Raw genomic sequence first — 19,005 nt, 5'->3', positions numbered from 1 at the left:
CTGACAGAAATTTCGCTATTTGCCTGCGACTAATGATCAAAACTCGAATTAGCCGGAAATTGACTGCTTAAATCAGCGCATCGGCTGGCAAGCATTTCCCGCAAAAGGTTCACCGGCTTACTCAATTGTGCGCGATGGGCGCACAGCAGATTCAGCGGTGCGCGCTCACAGAGCAGCTCCGGCATCAGCACTTGCAAGCGCCCGGCGAGCACGTCGGCGGCGACATCGAGCCACGACTTGTAAGCGATCCCGGCACCCGCGACGGCCCACAGGCGAACGACATCGGCATCGTCACTGAACCGATCACCGCTGACCGTCAGGCTGACCTCGCGTTTGCCGTCGTGAAAACTCCAGTGGTCGTGGACCCGGCTGCCGAGCATGAACAGCAGGCAATTGTGCTGCGCCAGTTGCTCCAGATGACGCGGTTGGCCATGCCGGGCCACATAACTCGGCGCGGCGCACAGCACACGCCGGTTCTGCGGGGCGATGGGCAGCGCGACCAGGCTGGAGTCTTCCGGCTCGCCATAGCGCAGGGCGATGTCCACCGGTTGCCGGAACAGGTCGGCGATGCGATCGCCGAGCAACAGGCGCACCGTCAGTTTCGGGTGCTCGCGCTGAAACTCGTCGAGCCACGGCAACAACAGGTTGCGGCCAAAGTCCGAGGGCGCCGAGAGCTGCAACACCCCGCTGACCTGATCCTGGCCGCTGGCCAGCAACCGTCGGCCCTCATCCAGATTGCTCAGGGCGGCCCGGGCATATTCTAGAAAACCTTCGCCCTCGGCCGTCAGGCGCAGGCTGCGGGTGGATCGCGCCAGCAACCGGGCGCCGAGTTGCTGCTCGATGCGCTTCAACGCCGCACTGGCCACCGCCGCCGACATGTCCATCACCCGCGCCGCCGCCGACAGACTGCCCAGGTCCGCCGCCCGGACAAACAACTGCAAGTCATCGAAACGCAGCATTAATGCCTCGATTATCAAAAAATTATTGAAAGAGCGTGCTCTTTTAGCGGGTTTTATCTTGCAGAGAAATAGCCAATCATCTGTTCCATCGAAATCACCCCGCTCCTGGAGCCGACCATGTCCCAACCTTTTACCGCCATCGCCACCCTGATTGCCAAAGACGGCCAGCAAGACGCCCTCGAACAGCACCTGCGTGCACTGTTGGAACCCACCCGCGCCGAGACCGGTTGCGGCCAATACGATTTGCATCAGGACCTGGCCAACCCGCTGGCCTTTTACATGATCGAACAGTGGAGCAGCGACGAGGCCCTGCAAGCCCATGACGCCAGCGCCCACATCCAGAACTTTCGCGCGAAGGCCGCCGGTTTTCTCGAGCACTTCGACCTCAAGCGCCTGCGCGTCGTGGTTTGACCCCTTCTTCTATTACCCTTCAGGAATCCTCCATGAAAGCCATTGCCTACTACGCCGCATTGCCAATCAGCGACGCAAAATCCCTGCAAGACATCGAACTGCCAGAACCGGTCGCCGGCCCGCGCGACCTGTTGGTCGAAGTCAAAGCCATCTCGGTCAACCCGGTCGACGCCAAAGTCCGGCAGAACGTCCAGCCTGAAGAGGGCGCAGCAAAAGTATTGGGCTGGGACGTGGCCGGAGTGGTCAAGGCGGTCGGCAGCGAGGTGACGCTGTTCAAGGCCGGCGACAAAGTGTTCTACGCCGGCTCCATCGCCCGTGCTGGCGGCAACAGCGAGTTGCACGTGGTGGACGAGCGGATCGTCGGCCATATGCCGAAAACCCTCGGTTTCGCCGAAGCGGCGGCGCTGCCGCTGACCGCCATCACCGCGTGGGAATTGCTGTTCGAGCGTCTGCAAGTGCGCGAAGGCAAAACCGATGAAGGCCAGAGCCTGCTGATCGTCGGCGCGGCCGGCGGTGTTGGCTCGATTCTGACGCAACTGGCCAAACAGCTCACCGGGCTGAACGTCATCGGCACGGCTTCCCGCCCACAAACCCAGAGCTGGGTGCGTGAGCTGGGCGCGGATCTGGTGATCGATCACAGCCAGCCGCTGAGCGAAGAACTCAAGCGCGCCGGCGTCAACGCAGTGACCCACGTCGCCAGCCTGACCCAGACCGACGAACACCTGGACCAACTGGTCGAAGCGCTGGCGCCACAAGGCAAACTGGCGTTGATCGATGATCCGAAGGCGCTGGACGTGAGCAAACTCAAGTTCAAGAGCATTTCGCTGCACTGGGAGTTCATGTACACCCGCTCGCTGTTCGAGACCGCCGACATGATCGAGCAGCACAACCTGCTCAACCGCGTGGCGGAACTGATTGACGCCGGAACATTGAAAACCACGGTCGGCGAGCATTTCGGGAAAATCAATGCGGCGAACCTGCGTCGCGCGCATGAGTTGCTGGAAAGCGGCAAGTCCAAAGGCAAGATTGTGCTCGAAGGTTTCTAAAGCTCGAAAGATCGCAGCCTCGTTTCACTCGACAGCGGCTACAGGGAATGCAAACCCCTGTAGCCGTGGTCGAGTGACAGAAGCTGCGATTTTTTTGCCGTCAGTCAGAGAGTTGACCGTTGTCACAATTGCGATCGTATTCGGGTCTACAATCGAGGCCTCTGCGATGCAATCTTTTACGTAACGTCTTTTACAAGAGGAGAGATCAGCAATGAAGATCCTGATAAAAGAAGTGGCCAAATCCCAGTGGCAGGTCCGTCTGGACCAACACGCCGTGACATTCCGCAGCGAAGCCGAAGCCCTCGCCTTCACCCGCACCCTTGAAGCGCGGCTGCAAGCCCCTCATCAAATTACCGACCTTCACCCGCAGCGCGCCGCTGGCTGAGTCCGTCCTCAGACCTGGGCCTGTGCCAACGCCCGGGCATTTTGCAAACGCCGGGTGAGCATCGCCGCGCTCACCACCAGAATCCCGCAAAGGCTGATGACCATGGCCATCGGCATGGCGCTGCCATCGTGTAAAACACCGACCAGTGACGCCGCTCCGGCCGCGACGCTGAACTGCAGACACCCAAGCATCGCCGACGCACTGCCGGCGCGGGTGCCCTGCCCGGTCATCGCGCAGGCCGAAGCGTTGGGCAGGATGCAGCCGAGGCTGGCGATGCAGATAAACAGCGGAATCAGCAGCGGCCACAATTGCGTGGTGTGCAGCGAGCTGACCGCGAGCAGCGTCAGGCCGGCCGCCAGGTAAATCCACACGGTGCGCGCCAGCAAGAACGCCGGGCCACGTTTGGCCAACAGCCGCGCGTTGACTTGCGCCACCAGAATGAAACCGGCCGCGTTGGTGCCGAACAACCAGCCGAAATGCTCGGCCGGCACGCCATACAGCTTGATGAACACGAATGGCGAGCCGGCGATGTAGGCAAACATCCCGGCGATGGCGATGCCACCGGTAAGGGCGTGGCCCAAGTAGACGGGGTCAGACAACAAGCGTCCGTACTGACGCAGCGCACCGGACAACGGTTGACGCGGCACATGGGCCGGCAGACTTTCCGGCAGCCCCAACGCCACGGCCAGACCCGCGAGGGCACTGAAACCGGTCAGCACCAGGAAGATCGACTGCCAGCCCGTGGTGTTGACCAGCAAGCCGCCGAGCATCGGCGCCAGAATCGGCGCCAGCCCCATGACCAGCATCAATTGCGAAAAAACTTTCGCCGAACCCACCGCATCGCATTTATCGCTGACCACCGCGCGGGCAATCACCATCCCGGCACAACCGCCCAACGCCTGCACGAAACGCGCGCCGATCAGCCATTCCAGGTTCGGTGCATAGGCGCAAGCCAGGGACGCGGCGGTAAACAGCCCAACCCCTGTCAGCAACGGAATGCGCCGCCCGAAGCGATCCGCCACCGGGCCGTAGGCCAGTTGACCGATGGACAAGCCCAGGAAATAAGCGGCCAACGTCAGCTGAACGTGTTTCTCATCGGTGCCGAACGAAAGCGCCATGGAAGGGAACGCCGGCAGATAGAAATCGATCGCCAGCGGACCGAAAGCGCTCAGCGCGCCAAGAATCAGAATGATACGGAGGTTCATCGGGCATCCAGTGCAGGGTCGGCGGCCCGACAGTCTAGCCGCGCATCGGCGCCTTGAACATTCCGGTAGCTCGCTAACTATTAAAAAGACGTTAGCCAACTGATGCCTGTCAGTCCAAACACAGAACCTGTGGGAGCGAGCTTGCTTGCGATGGCGGTCTACCCGTTGGCATCAACAGCGCCTGAGACACCGCCATCGCGAGCAAGCTCGCTCCCACAGGGTTTTGCTCTTCCACGGGTTTGTGTTCGGCCTCAGGCGATTTTGGCGGCGTAACCTTCTTCGGTTATCGCCGCGATCACCTGTTCAGCGCTCAGTGCGCTTTCAACCCCGACTTCCTTGGCCGCCAGATCGATTCGCACACTGGCCGCCGGATCCTTGGCCTGAACGGCTTGAGTAATGGCTTTTACGCAATGACCGCAGGACATGCCTTCAACGTTGAATACGTGCATGGAGAGACTCCTTGAGTGGGGTGGCGGCCAGTCTTGAGCTTGCCACCATGGCAAGGTCAAGTTCTGCGACAAACTGCCGGGCTGGCATTCGGCGTCGCGCTCGGCCAAGCTGCACGCATCAATGACTCGATTCAGGAGATTTCAGCCATGCGCTGGTCAGCTCTCAGCCTGTTTGGCCTACTCAGCCTATTTGCCGCAACGCCTTCGGTCCAAGCCGCCGGGGAAGACTATGCCGTGCTGATCATTTCCCGCGAGCGCCTGGAAGTGGCGACTTCCTGCGAGATCGGCGTGTACATCCAGGATCAGTTTGTGGCGCGGTTGCTGCAAGAGCAGACCACCTCGTTCAACCTGCCCCATGGCACGATTTCCGTGCGGCTGAAGCTGGAGCCAGGTCAAGTGCCGGGCTGCAACCCTGGCATGCTGGCACCGCCCGCGCAGGACATCACGCTCAAGGCCGGGGATGTCGTGAAGTACCGGATCGCGACGACCGCGAAAGGGTTATACCTGCGGCCTGCCGCGCTCGAATACTGAGTCACCGGGCTCCTGCAAGAATCCTCGCGCCAATCTTTGTGCTTGACCTTGCCCGCGTGGCAAGGTTGATCCTGTGGGCCTCTTCTACAGGGAGCGTGAGCGATGTCCGAATCAACCACTTTCGACCTGCCGATTGCTGGCATGACTTGCGCCAGTTGCGCCGGGCGCGTCGAGCAAGCCTTGAGCAAAGTCCTCGGCGCCTCGGCGGTCAGCGTCAACCTCGCGACCGAACAGGCACGGGTTCAAGCGCCCAGCGACAGCTTGCCGGCGTTGATGGACGCGGTGCAGCAAGCCGGTTATAGCGTGCCCCAACACAGCCTGGAATTGAGCATCGACGGCATGACCTGCGCCTCGTGTGTCGGTCGTGTCGAACGGGCGCTGTCCAAGGTGCACGGCGTAAAAAGTGTCAGCGTCAACCTCGCCAACGAACGCGCGCACCTCGAACTGCTCGGTCAGATCGATCCACAAATCCTCATCGCTGCGGTGACCAAGGCTGGCTATGGCGCCAGCGTCCGGGAAGTCGAACATCCAGCATCCGATAATCAACAACAGCGCCTGCACCGCGAGCGTTGGGTGCTGATCATGGCCATCGCCCTTGCGTTGCCGCTGGTGCTGCCGATGGTGCTGCAACCGTTCGGCGTGCACTGGATGCTGCCGGCCTGGGCGCAATTCGCGCTGGCGACGCCGGTGCAGTTCATTTTCGGCGCACGCTTCTATGTCGCCGCGTGGAAAGCCGTACGCGCCGGGGCCGGCAATATGGATTTGCTGGTCGCCCTCGGCACCAGCGCCGGTTACGGCTTGAGTCTGTATGAATGGGCCACGGCGGCCGGGCGCGTGCCGCACTTGTATTTCGAAGCGTCGGCGGTGGTGATCGCGCTGGTGCTGCTGGGCAAATACCTCGAAAGCCGCGCCAAACGCCAGACCGCCAGCGCCATCCGCGCCCTCGAAGCCTTGCGTCCGGAGCGGGCGATTCAAGTGCTCGACGGCCGCGAGCAGGACGTCGCGATCAGCGCCTTGCGTCTCAATGATCTGGTGTTGGTCAAACCCGGCGAACGTTTCCCGGTGGACGGCGAAGTGCTCGAAGGCCAGAGCCACGCCGACGAAGCGCTGATCAGCGGCGAGAGCCTGCCAGTGCCAAAGCAGCCGGGCGATAGCGTCACTGGCGGCGCAATCAATGGCGAAGGTCGGTTGCTGGTTCGAACTCAAGCATTGGGGGCAGAAACGGTCCTGGCGCGAATCATCCGTCTGGTGGAGGACGCCCAAGCCGCGAAAGCGCCGATTCAGAAACTGGTGGACAAGGTCAGCCAGGTGTTTGTGCCAACCGTGCTGCTGATTGCCTTGGCCACGCTGATCGGCTGGTGGTTGTACGGTGCGCCGATTGAAACCGCACTGCTCAACGCCGTCGCGGTATTGGTGATCGCTTGTCCTTGTGCACTCGGGCTGGCCACACCGACCGCGATCATGGCCGGCACCGGCGTCGCCGCCCGCTTCGGGATTCTGATCAAGGACGCCGAAGCGTTGGAACGCGCCCATGAAGTCAGCGCGGTGGTGTTCGACAAGACCGGCACACTGACCTCCGGTACGCCGCGCATCGCTCATTTGAGCGCCCTCGATGGCGACGAAGCCGCCCTGCTGCAAATGGCCGGGGCCTTGCAACGGGGCAGCGAGCATCCGCTGGCCAAAGCGGTGCTGGAGGCGTGCGCCGAACGCGGCCTGACCGTGGCGGATGTCAGCGACAGCCAATCGCTGACCGGCCGTGGCATCGCCGGCACGCTCGAGGGTCGCCGTCTGGCGCTGGGTAATCGTCGTTTACTCGAAGAAACCGGCTTAAGCGCCGGACCGCTGGCCGCTTCCGCCACCGCGTGGGAAACCGAAGGCCGCACGCTGTCCTGGTTGATTGAGCAACGCCCCGAACCGCGTGTCCTCGGCCTGTTCGCGTTTGGTGACACCCTGAAAACCGGCGCACTGCAAGCGGTGCAACAACTCAGCGCCCGCCGCATCAGCAGCCACTTGCTGACCGGCGACAATCGCGGCAGCGCCAGGGTCGTCGCCGAAGCCCTGGGCATCGCCGATGTGCACGCCGAAGTGCTGCCGGCGGACAAAGCCGCCACCGTCACCGAACTGAAAAAAACCGGTGTGGTGGCGATGGTCGGCGACGGCATCAACGACGCTCCGGCGCTGGCCGCTGCCGACATCGGCATCGCCATGGGCGGCGGTACCGACGTGGCCATGCATGCAGCGGGCATCACGTTGATGCGCGGCGATCCACGGCTGGTGCCGGCGGCGCTGGAGATCAGCCGCAAGACCTATGCGAAGATCCGGCAGAACCTGTTCTGGGCGTTCGTCTATAACTTGATCGGCATTCCGCTGGCCGCGTTCGGCTTCCTCAACCCGGTGCTGGCCGGGGCAGCCATGGCGCTGTCGAGCGTCAGCGTGGTGAGCAATGCGCTACTGTTGAAAACCTGGAAACCCAAGGATCTGGAGGACACGCAATGAATATCGGCCAGGCGGCCCGCCACAGTGGCTTGAGCGCGAAGATGATCCGGTATTACGAGTCCATCGGTTTGCTCAAGGCGGCCCATCGCACCGACAGCGGTTATCGCGTGTACGGCGATGACGACCTGCACACACTGGCGTTTATCAAGCGCTCGCGCGATCTCGGTTTTTCACTGGAAGAAGTCGGCAAATTGCTGACCCTCTGGCAGGACCGCCAGCGCGCCAGCGCCGATGTGAAAGCCCTGGCCCGTCAGCACATCGACGAGCTGAACCGCAAGATCCGCGAACTCGGTCAGTTGCGCGACACCCTGCAAGACCTGGTCGAACATTGTCAGGGCGACCATCGCCCCGACTGTCCGATCCTCAAGAACCTGGAGTCGGGCTGCTGCGCGCCAGCCGCCCGCCCCTGATCGCCAGGCCCTTCACCACCAGCAACGTGGTGAGGGGAATGCCGTGGAACAACAGCACCACGGCGCCCGGCGTCCACCCCGAATAGAACGGCGCGGCGATCAGCATGCCGACGCCGAAACCGGTCATTTGCAGCAGCGTCAGAAAGCTGAAGATCGGCAGGCGCAGGCTGTCCGGCTCGCGTTGCAGGCGCGACATCAACCCGACCTCCGAGAAACCGTCCCCCAGCCCTGCCGGCAACGAAAACAGCAGCAAGCCGTACAAGGTCTGTTGCTGAAACATCAGGATGAAACCGCAGGACATCAGCAACACGCCGAAGAAAAATCGCCGTTCCAGATTGATGTTGTCCGAGCCCTTCAGGCGACTGGCAATGCGCGCGCCGATCAGCTTGCCGCAGGCCCACACCGCGAGCATCAGGCCTAGGGTGGTGCTGGCCGAGTCGGGTGTCAGCAGTCTGGAAATGATCGGCAGGCCGACGTTGTGCGCGGCACTGCCCAAGGTATCGGCCATGGCGACGGCGAGCATCGCGGCCACCACCGGTGTGCCGCGCAGACCTTGGCGCAGGGCCGCCCACTCACCGCGCTCATGGGCGGGTTCGGCACTGGGCTCAGGTGTTGAAAAACGCAGCGGCACGATGAGCAACGCAGCCAGCAGATACGTGACCACGTTCAACGCGAACACGGTTTCAAAGCCAAACGCCGCCACCAACAACCCCGCCACCAGACTGCCGCCGACCATCGCCGCCGAAGACGCCGAGGTGATCCAGGCGTTGGTTTTCAGTAGCTGTTCACCTTCAATCAAATGCGGCAACTGGCTGTTGAGGCCGATGGCGAACATTGAATTGCCGAAACCCAGGCCGAATGCAATCACGGGTAAAAGCAGTGCCTGTTGAGTGACGGGCAGCACCAGCAGCAAACCGAGCAACCCGGCGCGCAACAGGTCGAAGGCAATCAGCGGGACACGCCCGGCCCAGCGCCGGTAAAATCTGGTGCCGATCAGGCTGGCAACTATGCCGCCACCGACGCGGCTGGCGAGGAAGATGCCGACGCTCATGGCGCTGTTGCTGAGCAGGTAGACGTACGTGGCCAGGGCGACCATGTTGAGGAACGCGCCGAAGTCAGAAACCAGACGGGCGGCGATGATCAGGTGGGCATTGCGGGTGGCCTGCACATTCAATCCTTGAGTGTGGGTATTACGAAGCGGCGAAGTATGTGGCAGCGAGCGTGTTCGCGAAAGCGATGTGTCCGTCGACTTCCATACTGAATCTGCCAACCCCACAGGGGACCGGCGGCGAACACGCTATCTGCCACCACCACAATCAACTGTGGGAGCGGGCTTGCTCGCGAAAGCGGTGTGTCAGCGACAGGAATATCAACTGACACTCCGCCTTCGCGAGCAAGCCCGCTCCCACGGGGATCTTCGATGCAGGGCCGTTTCGGGCAGCCATGAAAAACCCGGCCTTGGCCGGGTTTTTCGTCAGCCGATCACTGCATCCACGGGGGAGGCGGTTCTTCGGTTTTGTTCGGTGGCGCATCGTCTGCCGCGCGCACCGCTTGTTTACGCTCTTCATCCAGGCGTGCCGCCTCGATTTCGCGCATGATCCCGCCCACGTCAGCCAACTCCTCCGGCTCGTCGAACTCGCCGGTCAGGGCGCTGGCCGGGTGCAAGGTGCCGGCTTCGTACAGGGCCCACATTTCCTTGGCGTACTTGGTCTTTTTCAACTCCGGCGCAAACCGCCCGAAGTACGACGCCATGTTGCCCACGTCGCGCTCCAGCATGCTGAACGCATGGTTGTTGCCCGCCGCGTCGACCGCTTGCGGCAGGTCGATGATGACCGGCCCGGTCGGTGTCAGCAGCACGTTGAACTCCGACAGGTCACCGTGCACCAGACCGGTACACAACATCAGCACGATCTGCGAGATCAGGAACGCGTGATACTCGCGCGCCTGGTCCGGTTCCAGCACCACGTCGTTCAGACGCGGCGCAGCATCGCCGTACTCGTCGGCCACCAGCTCCATCAGCAGCACGCCTTCGAGGAAGTCGTAAGGCTGCGGGACTCGCACGCCAGCGCCGGCCAGCCGGAACAACGCCGCCACTTCGGCGTTCTGCCAGGCGTCTTCGGTTTCTTTCTTGCCGAACTTCGAGCCTTTGGCCATGGCGCGAGCCTGACGGCTGTTGCGCACCTTGCGGCCTTCCTGGTACTCGGCCGCCTGCCGGAAACTGCGTTTATTCGCCTCCTTGTAGACCTTCGCGCAACGTAACTCGTTGCCGCAGCGCACCACATAAACAGCTGCTTCTTTACCACTCATGAGTGGGCGCAGCACCTCGTCGACCAGACCGTCCTCGATCAGGGGTTCAATGCGTTTTGGAGTCTTCATCAGCTTTTATTGTGGGTCCTTTATTACCAAACACGCGAAAGTCATTCGTTATACGGCAATCCTCGCATCACGGGGAGGGGTTGCCGACCTGTGAACCGATTGAATGCACACACTGTGCCGGATTAATCGCTCAGAGCGCTCGCTCGAGATCGACCGCTGCGAATGATAGCCGAGGCGCTGAAGATTGTTGGCGCCTGGGCTCTAGGGCATTTGCGACAGAGTCTGACATCCCGATTCACCCTGTCCGTGCGATTTTTCTTCGCGAGCCTCAATTTCCCTGTTCGGCAGCCGAATTCCTCAACGACAAATGGAATTGTCCGACAATCGTTCCAAAAAAAACCAATGCCGCACTCAAGGATTCGGGTGACACACAACGTATTTAGTTGCAGCGCGGGCCGCTTCAGGACCTGATTTGCAGTAATACCGCACATCCAATGTGGGAGCGGGCTCGCTCGCGAAGGCTGAGTGTCAGATACGTTAATTTCGACTGACACTCCGCCTTCGCGAGCAAGCCCGCTCCCACAGGGGTCGGTGGTGTTATTGCTTGAAGAGTTCGCCCGGCGTAAACCCGAACACCCCCTTGAACGCCGCGATAAACGCCGACGTCGAGTCATACCCGCACGACAGCGCCGCATTCGTCACGCTGTCGCCCTCCTCCAGCCCACTCAGTGACGACAGCAGCCGCATGCGCTGGCGCCAGCCACGAAAACTCAACCCGGTCTCGCGCTGAAACAGGCGCATCAGGGTTTTCTGCGACATGCCCAACCGCCCCGCCCACTCCTGCAACGTCACCGTGCGCTCCGGGCTTTCGATCAGTTCGTTACACAGACCGAGCAGCCGTTGATGCCGGGGCAACGGCAGGGAAAAGCCCACTTCGGGCAAACCCGCCAACTGATCAAGCAACACGCTCACCAGGCGCGCCTCCTGGCTGTCGCCCTGTGGATATTCCACTGGCAACAGGCAAAAACTCTTGATCAGCTCGCGCGCCAGCGGTGTCACTTCCAGCACCCGACAGCGCCCGTCCGCCCATTCGCAATCCTCGCGACGCACATACAGGCTGCGCATTTCGGCGCGCATCGAGGTGACGACCTGATGCTCCAGATCCGCCGGGATCCAGATGCCCCACTGCGGCGGCGCAAAAAAGCTGCCCTCGGCCGTGTGCACGCCGAGCACGCCACTGATCGCGTAGGAAAACTGCACCCAGTCGTGGCGATGAGGCGGCGTCCACGAACCGGCATTCAGGCTTTCAACCCGAGCGAACAGCGGGCGCGGCAATGCCGACAGAATCGGGATGGAACGCTCGAGGGAGAGTTGTCCGTTGGACGTCATCGATAGACCTTATGTCGCAAGACGGCAGATAGCGCGACGTTAGGCCAACGCTCCTTTTCTGACAAATACATTTCCCACGTAGAAGCAGGCCTGTGTGGCGAGACGGGGTTGTGTGGTGAGGGGATTGTGTGGAGAGGGGGCCTATGTAAAGAGGAGACTTTTGTTTGGAGGGGGTTTGTGTAGAGAGGAGGATTTTGTGGCGAGGGGGCTTGCCCCCGTTCGGCTGCGAAGCAGTCGTAAAACCACCAAACGCGGTCTACCTGATCCTTCGCCGTTGCAGGTTTTCAGGGCCGCTTCGCGACCCAACGGGGGCAAGCCCCCTCGCCACAAAAGCCCCCTCACCACAAAATCGTAAAACCACCAAACGCGGTCTACCTGATCCTTCGCCGTTGCAGGTTTCAGGGCCGCTTCGCGACCCAACGGGGGCAAGCCCCCTCGCCACAAAAGCCCCCTCCCCACAAAAGCCTCCTTTCTACACAAGCCCCATCACTACAAAAGCCTCCTGGCCACACAAGCCCCCTCACCACAAGTCGCTCCCCAGGCCACAAGTCACTTCCAGGCCGAAAGTCGCGCCCCTGGCGAGTGCCTCAGCGTTCGATGATCGCGGTGACGCCCTGCCCGCCCGCCGCGCAAATCGAGATCAAGCCGCGACCCTTGCCCGCCGCCTCCAGCAACTTCGCCAGGTTGGCGACAATGCGCCCGCCCGTCGCGGCGAAGGGGTGGCCGGCCGCCAGCGAGCTGCCTTTGACGTTGAGGCGGCGGCGATCGATGGAGCCCAGCGGGGCGTCGAGGCCCAGTCGGGTTTTGCAGAACTCAGGGTCTTCCCAGGCCTTCAAGGTGCAGAGGACTTGGGCGGCGAACGCCTCATGAATTTCGTAGTAGTCGAAGTCCTGCAAGGTCAGGCCATTGCGCGCCAGCAGCCGTGGCACCGCGTACACCGGCGCCATCAGCAGCCCTTCGGCGCCGTTGACGAAATCCACCGCCGCCGTCTCGCCATCGCGCAGGTACGCGAGGATCGGCAAGCCGCGCTCCTGCGCCCACGCTTCACTGCCCAGCAGCACCAGCGACGCGCCATCGGTGAGTGGCGTCGAGTTGCCCGCCGTCAGCGTGCCCTTGGCGCTCTTCTCGAACGCCGGTTTGAGCGAGGCGAGTTTTTCCAGGGTCAGGTCCGGGCGCAAATTGTTGTCGCGGGTGAGGCCAAGGAACGGCGTCATCAAATCGTTGTGCCAGCCTTCGGCGTAGGACTCGGCCAGTTTGTGATGACTTTCCAGCGCCAGTTGATCCTGTTCCTCGCGGGGGATATTCCAGGTCTGGGCCATCAATTCGCAATGCTGCCCCATGGACAACCCGGTACGCGGCTCGCCGTTGCGCGGGAATTCGGGGATCAAATGCTGGGGGCGCAACTGAAGAAAGGTTTTCAGTTTGTCGCCCGTGGTCTTGGCGCGATTGGCTTGCAGCAAGATCCTGCGCAGGCCTTCGCTGACGCTGATCGGCGCATCCGACGTGGTATCGACGCCACCGGCAATGCCGCACTCGATCTGGCCCAGCGCAATCTTGTTCGCGACCAGCAACGCCGCTTCCAGACCGGTGCCGCACGCTTGCTGGATGTCATAGGCCGGGGTCGCGGGGGACAACCGCGAGCCAAGCACACACTCGCGCGTCAGGTTCATGTCCCGCGACAGCTTGAGCACCGCCCCAGCGACCACTTCGCCGATGCGCAGCCCATGCAAGTTGTAGCGTTCGATCAAGCCTTCGAGCGCTGCGGTGAGCATCGCCTGGTTACTGGCGGTGGCGTACGGCCCGTTGGAACGGGCGAAAGGAATCCGGTTACCACCGATAATCGCGACGCGGCGCAGTTGAGTCATGAAAAGCTCCTTTAAAAAACCAAAATGTGAACGCAATCCAATGTGGGAGCGGGCTTGCTCGCGAAGAGGCCGGCACCTTCAACATTTCTGTTACCTGACACTCCGCGTTCGCGAGCAAGCCCGCCCCCACAGGTTCAGCGCTCTGCGGCCAGTTCTGCTAAACCCACTGTGTTCCAGCGTAGGCCTTATCTCGTGGATCGAACGACTGATTGCCATTCGTGGTCCACACTTTGAACCCCAGCTGCCGGAGTGCGTTCCATGTCTGACCGTTATATCGACTTCGCCAATTCTTCCATCGGCCATCGTCTGGTCGGGGCCTTGGGACTGCCGTCTCCGGTTCGCCTGGAGCGTTGGCAAGCAGGCCGGCTGCGGCCTGTTGAAGGGGCGCTGTTGATCGGCGGCGGCCCGCTGGCGGAAAAAGTCGGCGCCTTCGCCAACCGCCTCACCGACGCGATTTACCGCTACGGCGACGAGCCGTCAGCGGCCACCGCGTGGATCCCCGGCCATGGCCCGAAACTCAAGGCCGTGGTGTTCGACGCCAGTGAATTGCTGCACACCGAGCAACTCAAACAGCTGCGCGAGTTCTTTCAGCCGCTGATGAAAAACCTCGATCACAGTGCGCACGTGGTGCTTCTCGGGCGCGCGCCGGAGAAACTCAGCGACCCCTTCGCCGCCAGCGCCCAACGGGCCCTGGAAGGTTTCAGTCGTTCGCTGGCCAAGGAATTGCGCAGCGGCGGCACCTTGCAGCTGATCTATGTCGGCGAAGGCGCCGAGGATCAACTGGAAGGCCCACTGCGGTTTTTCCTCTCGCCGAAAAGCGCGTTTGTCTCCGGGCAAGTGATCCGCCTGGAAGCCTGCGATACGCCGGTCCAGGACTGGACGCGCCCGCTGGCCGGCCGCAAGGCTCTGGTGACTGGCGCCGCACGCGGCATCGGCGCATCGATTGCCGAAACCCTGGCGCGTGACGGCGCCGAGGTGATTCTGCTCGACGTGCCACCGGCCAAAACCGACCTCGATGCCCTCGCCGCACGGCTCGGCGGGCGCAGCATCACCCTCGACATTTGTGCCGAAGACGCCGCCGCACAACTCATCGAACACCTGCCCGACGGCGTCGACATTGTGGTGCACAACGCCGGGATCACCCGCGATAAAACCCTGGCCAACATGACCCCGGAATTCTGGGACGCGGTGCTCGCGGTCAACCTCAATGCACCGCAAGTGCTGACCAAGGCGCTGCTCGACAGCGGCACCCTGCACGACAAGGGCCGAGTGATTCTGCTGGCGTCCATCAGCGGCATCGCCGGCAATCGCGGGCAAACCAATTACGCCGCGAGCAAGGCCGGGTTGATTGGTCTGGCGCAGGCCTGGGCACCGTTGCTGGATCAGCGCGGTATCAGCATCAACGCGGTGGCGCCGGGGTTTATCGAAACCCAGATGACCGCGCACATTCCGTTCGGCTTGCGTGAAGCGGGCCGCCGCATGAGTTCACTGGGCCAGGGCGGCCTGCCGCAAGACGTCGCCGAGGCCGTGGCGTGGCTGGCGCAACCGGGCACCGGCGCATTCACCGGGCAGGCGTTGCGTGTCTGCGGGCAAAGTGTTTTGGGGGCGTAACGATGATCACTGACTGGCACACACTCAATCGCGAACCGAGCCTGTCCGGGTTGTACGTGCGGGCGGCGACGCGCCGCAAAATCACCGGCACCACGCTGCCCGATACCGGTTTGCGTTGCTGGGTCGATGTCGATCCGAAACGGCTGGCGGCGTATCGCAAGGTCTGCGCTTTTGCCGACAACGGTTTGTTGCCGCCGACCTATCCGCACATCCTGGCGTTTGCCTTGCAGATGCAATTGCTCACGGCCAAGGAGTTTCCGTTCCCGCTGCTGGGGCTAATTCACCTGGGTAATCGCCTGCGCGTCTTGCGGCCCATGGGCGGCGTCAATCGGGTGCGCGTCAGCGTGCAGGTGCAGAACCTGCAACCGCATGCCAAGGGCGCGACGTTCGATGTGGTGACCTCGCTGGACGATCAGTTGGGCCCGCTGTGGGAAGCCGAAAGCCAGATGCTTTGCCGCGGGGTCAAGCTTGAGGGCGAGCCCGCCGAAGAGGTATTGGCCTCGACGATGGCGCTGACCGAAGCCGCCCGCTGGCAGGCACCGACGGACATCGGCCGGCAATACGCCAAGGTGTCCGGCGACTACAACCCGATTCACCTGAGCGCAGTGAGTGCCCGGCTGTTTGGTTTCCCGACGGCCATCGCCCATGGGTTGTGGCTCAAGGCGCGTACGCTCGCGGCATTGAGCGAGCACCTGCCGGCGGCGAATGTCGAGGTGGCGGTGCAGTTCAGAAAACCGGTGCGCTTGCCCAGCGAGGTGACGTTGCTGGCGAGCGCGGCGGGGTCCAGCGGCGACTTTCAATTGATCGGTGCCGGCGATCTCGAGCACATGGTCGGCCATTGGCGGCCGATTGCCTGAGCGCCATTGCAAGCGAAAACACACAAGCCCGGACTATCGAATTGTGTCTATAACCTTGGTGTTCAAACCAAATTAACCATTTGATTTAAAAACGCTTTTAGAAAGCGTTAATACCAACTCGAGGATGGTGTTGCAGAGCCCTTGCGATTGATATGTGCACAACGGACGAAGGCATTGTCGGCAACAGAAACCGGCAGGCTATGGAAGACAACGAACGTTGTAACAGGTGCAAGGAATACCTCTCATGAACGGTGCAGGACGTTGGCAAAACGGTCAGCGGCGTCGGCGATGGCGTCGGTCAACTCGGCGACTCGCTGAGCGCCGTGCCGGTAGTTGGCGGCGTCGTGCAAAGCGCGGTCAACACCACCGGCAATGTGGTCACCACCCTGGGTGACGGCGTGGCCAACGGCCTCGGCAAACTGGGCACCGACCCGAACGGGCTGGGCATCACCGCCTCGGCGGTCGGCGGCGTGGTGCAGGATCTCGGCAACGGCGTTTCCGATGCCAGCGGCAAACTCGCGAACGCCACCAGCAGCATTCCGCTGGTCGGCGGCGTTGTCACCAAGGTCGCACCGGTACTCGATGGCGTCGGTGAAAAAGTCACCATGCTCGGTGACACGCTGAGCCTGGCGACCACCACCGGCCCCTTGGGCTCGGTGACCAAGGGAGTCGGCAGCAAACTGGTGCCGGTGATCGCCATGGTGGAGAGCAAACCGATCAAGAATGCGTAACCGGCTGCGGAAACAAATTGTTCAGCGTCTCCAGCAACCGCACGTGATAAATCGGCTTGCGAAACAGGTCGAGCACCTGCAAGCGCAGCATGTCGCTGACGTCTTCCATGTCCGCGTGTCCCGAGGTGACGATCACCGGCAGATGCTGACGCGAAGTGTGCTCGCGCAGGCGCTTGATCAGCGACATGCCGCTTTCTTCCGGCATGCGCAGATCAGTGATCACCAGGGCGATGTCCGGGTGGCGGGTCAAGTGATGCAGGGCGAGTTTGACCGACGTTGCGGTAAAGCAACTGAAGCCCTCGCCTTCCAGCAACTCCGCCAGCTCCAGCAACGCGTCCTCCTCGTCGTCGACCAGGAGGAGTTGTTGACGTGGGGAGGTGGGCGCATTCATGGAGGTTTCCTGCAATGGACTAAGCGATGACGTTAGTTGTGCCATGGCAGGTTAGCAAACTGAACCGATCAGGGAGCCGCTGGCACCAATACTTTTTGGATGCTGGTAAAAATCCCGGTAATCGCCCCTGAAATCGGCGTCATGAATGCCGCCAGCGCAACTGCCGCCATTCCCGCAATAATCGCGTACTCAATACCCGAAGCCCTTCGGTATCTTTCGCCAAGTTGATATAGAAGACAATTTCAGTCTTGATCTGCTGAACAACGGTAGTAAGTGACATGACGACTTCTCCTTGAAGGTCGCACCGGGTGTTGCACGGCCGCAACATGATTCCCCAGTGCCAGTTACGCCCTGTTACTGCCCCTGACAGCCAACGCCCTCGACGGCCCCGCCTCGGCGCAACAACAGGAAACCGAAGGCTGGCTGAAACTGCAAAGCAGCAACAAGGCCGCTTCGCAGACACCACAAACCTCAACCCCGACTGAGCGCGAGTTGACGATGCAGCGTTGGTTGAAGAGTTACGAGCATCAGATACCGCGTTTTTTTGATCAGGATGAAGGGGGGAAAGTGGACAGTGGTTCGGGGGGTTAGCTTTGTTTTTTTGTGATTGTCAGTAAGCCATCGCGAGCAAGCTCGCGATGGCTTTCCGACGAAAAACAAATGACTCGGTGTAACCGTTAGACCGCCCCTGCGACCTCAACGTTATCCAGCATCCGGTTTACCGCCAGCTCCGCCAGCATGATGATTTGCTGAATCGCCATCGCCGTATGCCGATGCGGCCCCTCCAGATACCCCGCGAAATCGCTGGTCATCACACTCGCAGAAGCCAGCGACTCACAGGCGTGCGCCAGCAGGTCTTCGTCTTTGATATTTGGCACGACCATGAACATGGTGCTGGGTTTTCGGGGGGCTGGGGGGGTTGAGGCGCAGGGGCTCAGGTAGTGATCGAGCGCGCGCTCGGCGGCATCGTGGAATTTTTTTGAACCGGGGAATTCGTAGGGCGAAGCGTCGTCGGCTTCGGGAGGGTTGGGTGTGGCTTTGAACATGGTGAAACTCCAAATGAATGATGGAGCTGCCACTGATCACCGCGACGCGATCAAAGGTGGCAGCTGTACGCGGGGTCGCGGACCGAGCCATCTGGAAACCCGGCATACCCGAAGGTATCCCGCGCACAGCCACCATTACATAAAACGACAAACGCCGAAGCGTGATCGTTGGCGGGGGATTATGCACCAAATGGACTGAACAGGCCGCGACAGCCCGATCGCTGAGTTGTCAGCGACAGCCAGAGATTAGGCGCCGCAAAAAATCGCCGCAACCGACAGAAGTCGTCGGAGAATTCTTCGGAATTTTCTGAGCCTGTAGGCTCGTAAGGTGGTGTTTGGAGTCGAGTTGCAGCCTGAGCCTTTGCCCATGCGGGCGAAGTGGTTGAACGGGTTGTTTAAAAGAAATTCTGGAGTTTGGGAAATGAGGTCGGGGTTGGCTTTGATGGCTTGAGTTCAACCAAAAAAATTTGGTGACTGTTAGGTAGTCTTCGCTGGCAAGCCAGCTCCCACAGTGGGAATGGGGTGTGGCTGGGAGTGGTTGGCTGTTGGGTAGTCTTCGCTGGCAAGCCAGCTCCCACAGTGGGAATGGGGTGCGGCTGGGAGTGAGTGGTTGGCTGTTGGGTAGTCTTCGCTGGCAAGCCAGCTCCCACAGTGGGAATGGGGTGTATCTGGGAGTGATTGGTTGGCTGTTGGGTAGTCTTCGCTGGCAAGCCAGCTCCCACAGTGGAATGGGGTGCGGCTGGGAGTGATTGGTCGGCTGTCAGGCCGCCTTCGCGAGCAAGCCCGCTCCCACAAAAATCAAAACGCCGCGAACCCGCTGTTGACCTTCACCACTCATCAGGCCGAGCGTTAGCTCGCCTTCAGCTTTTGATCTGCCCGCCCCTTCGGGAGGCTGAGTGGAGGTGTG

Annotated in this window: 18 protein-coding genes and 2 pseudogenes; 10 read left to right on the top strand and 10 right to left on the bottom strand. The window is 61.6% G+C overall.

Annotated features, from left to right (window positions below):
- Positions 1-29: 29 nt before the first annotated feature.
- Positions 30-959 carry a LysR family transcriptional regulator gene (locus ACQKP4_RS17940; RefSeq protein ID WP_427634992.1) on the bottom strand — a complete coding sequence of 310 codons (930 nt, stop codon included), beginning with the start codon at positions 957-959 and terminating at the stop codon, positions 30-32.
- A gap of 117 nt (positions 960-1,076) precedes the next feature.
- Here ACQKP4_RS17940 and ACQKP4_RS17935 point away from each other — a divergent pair, with 117 nt between their 5' ends.
- The 3 genes from ACQKP4_RS17935 to ACQKP4_RS17925 all read left to right on the top strand — a co-directional run bounded on the left by ACQKP4_RS17935 (position 1,077) and on the right by ACQKP4_RS17925 (position 2,801).
- On the top strand, positions 1,077-1,370 hold the full coding sequence (locus ACQKP4_RS17935; RefSeq protein WP_427634991.1) for a putative quinol monooxygenase: 294 nt from the start codon (positions 1,077-1,079) through the stop codon (positions 1,368-1,370).
- A 32-nt stretch (positions 1,371-1,402) separates the two neighbouring features.
- The gene (locus ACQKP4_RS17930; protein WP_427634990.1) at positions 1,403-2,416 is read left to right on the top strand and encodes a zinc-binding alcohol dehydrogenase family protein; all 1,014 of its coding nucleotides are present in this window, start codon (positions 1,403-1,405) and stop codon (positions 2,414-2,416) included.
- A 211-nt stretch (positions 2,417-2,627) separates the two neighbouring features.
- Positions 2,628-2,801 (top strand): hypothetical protein, encoded by a 174-nt coding sequence (locus ACQKP4_RS17925; RefSeq protein ID WP_427634989.1) that lies wholly within the window; start codon positions 2,628-2,630, stop codon positions 2,799-2,801.
- Positions 2,802-2,809: 8 nt separating this feature from the next.
- Here the strand turns inward: ACQKP4_RS17925 and ACQKP4_RS17920 are convergent, their stop codons facing one another.
- Together ACQKP4_RS17920 and ACQKP4_RS17915 are read right to left on the bottom strand one after the other, a co-directional pair.
- Entirely contained in the window at positions 2,810-4,006 is a 1,197-nt protein-coding gene (locus ACQKP4_RS17920; RefSeq protein ID WP_427634988.1) for a multidrug effflux MFS transporter, read from the bottom strand.
- A 251-nt stretch (positions 4,007-4,257) separates the two neighbouring features.
- Positions 4,258-4,455 (bottom strand): heavy-metal-associated domain-containing protein, encoded by a 198-nt coding sequence (locus ACQKP4_RS17915; RefSeq protein ID WP_427634987.1) that lies wholly within the window; start codon positions 4,453-4,455, stop codon positions 4,258-4,260.
- Positions 4,456-4,602: 147 nt separating this feature from the next.
- Here ACQKP4_RS17915 and ACQKP4_RS17910 point away from each other — a divergent pair, with 147 nt between their 5' ends.
- From ACQKP4_RS17910 to cueR, 3 genes are all read left to right on the top strand, one after another.
- Positions 4,603-4,986 (top strand): hypothetical protein, encoded by a 384-nt coding sequence (locus ACQKP4_RS17910; RefSeq protein ID WP_427635011.1) that lies wholly within the window; start codon positions 4,603-4,605, stop codon positions 4,984-4,986.
- 102 nt (positions 4,987-5,088) lie between these two features.
- A complete protein-coding gene (locus tag ACQKP4_RS17905) occupies positions 5,089-7,482 on the top strand; it encodes a heavy metal translocating P-type ATPase (protein ID WP_427634986.1) in 2,394 nt (797 codons plus the stop codon).
- Entirely contained in the window at positions 7,479-7,892 is a 414-nt protein-coding gene (cueR, locus tag ACQKP4_RS17900) for a Cu(I)-responsive transcriptional regulator (RefSeq protein WP_427634985.1), read from the top strand. The genes ACQKP4_RS17905 and cueR overlap by 4 nt, the downstream gene beginning before the upstream one ends.
- On the opposite strand, the gene ACQKP4_RS17895 is transcribed toward cueR, so the two are convergent.
- The 4 genes from ACQKP4_RS17895 to ACQKP4_RS17880 all read right to left on the bottom strand — a co-directional run bounded on the left by ACQKP4_RS17895 (position 7,846) and on the right by ACQKP4_RS17880 (position 13,462).
- Complete coding sequence (locus ACQKP4_RS17895) at positions 7,846-9,060, bottom strand: MFS transporter (protein WP_427634984.1); 1,215 nt, start codon at positions 9,058-9,060, stop codon at positions 7,846-7,848. The genes cueR and ACQKP4_RS17895 overlap by 47 nt on opposite strands.
- 314 nt (positions 9,061-9,374) lie before the next feature.
- The gene (locus tag ACQKP4_RS17890) at positions 9,375-10,268 is read right to left on the bottom strand and encodes a PA4780 family RIO1-like protein kinase (protein WP_427634983.1); all 894 of its coding nucleotides are present in this window, start codon (positions 10,266-10,268) and stop codon (positions 9,375-9,377) included.
- A 537-nt stretch (positions 10,269-10,805) separates the two neighbouring features.
- Entirely contained in the window at positions 10,806-11,597 is a 792-nt protein-coding gene (locus ACQKP4_RS17885; protein WP_427634982.1) for an AraC family transcriptional regulator, read from the bottom strand.
- Between the two features lie 587 nt (positions 11,598-12,184).
- The gene (locus tag ACQKP4_RS17880; protein ID WP_427634981.1) at positions 12,185-13,462 is read right to left on the bottom strand and encodes an acetyl-CoA C-acetyltransferase; all 1,278 of its coding nucleotides are present in this window, start codon (positions 13,460-13,462) and stop codon (positions 12,185-12,187) included.
- A 258-nt stretch (positions 13,463-13,720) separates the two neighbouring features.
- On the opposite strand from ACQKP4_RS17880, the gene ACQKP4_RS17875 reads away from it, so the two are divergent.
- The 3 genes and pseudogenes from ACQKP4_RS17875 to ACQKP4_RS17865 all read left to right on the top strand — a co-directional run.
- Positions 13,721-15,073 carry a 3-oxoacyl-ACP reductase gene (locus tag ACQKP4_RS17875; RefSeq protein WP_427634980.1) on the top strand — a complete coding sequence of 451 codons (1,353 nt, stop codon included), beginning with the start codon at positions 13,721-13,723 and terminating at the stop codon, positions 15,071-15,073.
- A 2-nt stretch (positions 15,074-15,075) separates the two neighbouring features.
- Positions 15,076-15,930: a MaoC family dehydratase gene (locus ACQKP4_RS17870; RefSeq protein WP_427634979.1), complete on the top strand. Its 855-nt coding sequence runs from the start codon at positions 15,076-15,078 to the stop codon at positions 15,928-15,930.
- Between the two features lie 251 nt (positions 15,931-16,181).
- Positions 16,182-16,640: pseudogene (locus tag ACQKP4_RS17865) on the top strand (collagen-like triple helix repeat-containing protein); the annotation flags it as partial.
- A 7-nt stretch (positions 16,641-16,647) separates the two neighbouring features.
- Here ACQKP4_RS17865 and ACQKP4_RS17860 read toward each other — a convergent pair.
- Positions 16,648-17,052, bottom strand: coding sequence for a response regulator (locus tag ACQKP4_RS17860; protein WP_427634978.1), 405 nt, complete (start codon positions 17,050-17,052; stop codon positions 16,648-16,650).
- 68 nt (positions 17,053-17,120) lie between these two features.
- Positions 17,121-17,332: pseudogene (locus ACQKP4_RS17855) on the bottom strand (Flp family type IVb pilin).
- Positions 17,333-17,403: 71 nt separating this feature from the next.
- Between ACQKP4_RS17855 and ACQKP4_RS17850 the strand changes: the two are divergent.
- Complete coding sequence (locus ACQKP4_RS17850) at positions 17,404-17,643, top strand: DUF3613 domain-containing protein (RefSeq protein ID WP_427635010.1); 240 nt, start codon at positions 17,404-17,406, stop codon at positions 17,641-17,643.
- Positions 17,644-17,729: 86 nt separating this feature from the next.
- On the opposite strand, the gene ACQKP4_RS17845 is transcribed toward ACQKP4_RS17850, so the two are convergent.
- Positions 17,730-18,098 (bottom strand): DUF6124 family protein, encoded by a 369-nt coding sequence (locus ACQKP4_RS17845; protein ID WP_427634977.1) that lies wholly within the window; start codon positions 18,096-18,098, stop codon positions 17,730-17,732.
- Positions 18,099-19,005 lie beyond the last annotated feature (907 nt).

This window comes from Pseudomonas sp. NPDC086278 (assembly GCF_050280905.1).
GTDB lineage: Bacteria > Pseudomonadota > Gammaproteobacteria > Pseudomonadales > Pseudomonadaceae > Aquipseudomonas.
The sequence above is the reverse complement of the archived record's forward strand: the minus strand, read 5'-3'. Positions and strand labels throughout refer to the sequence as shown.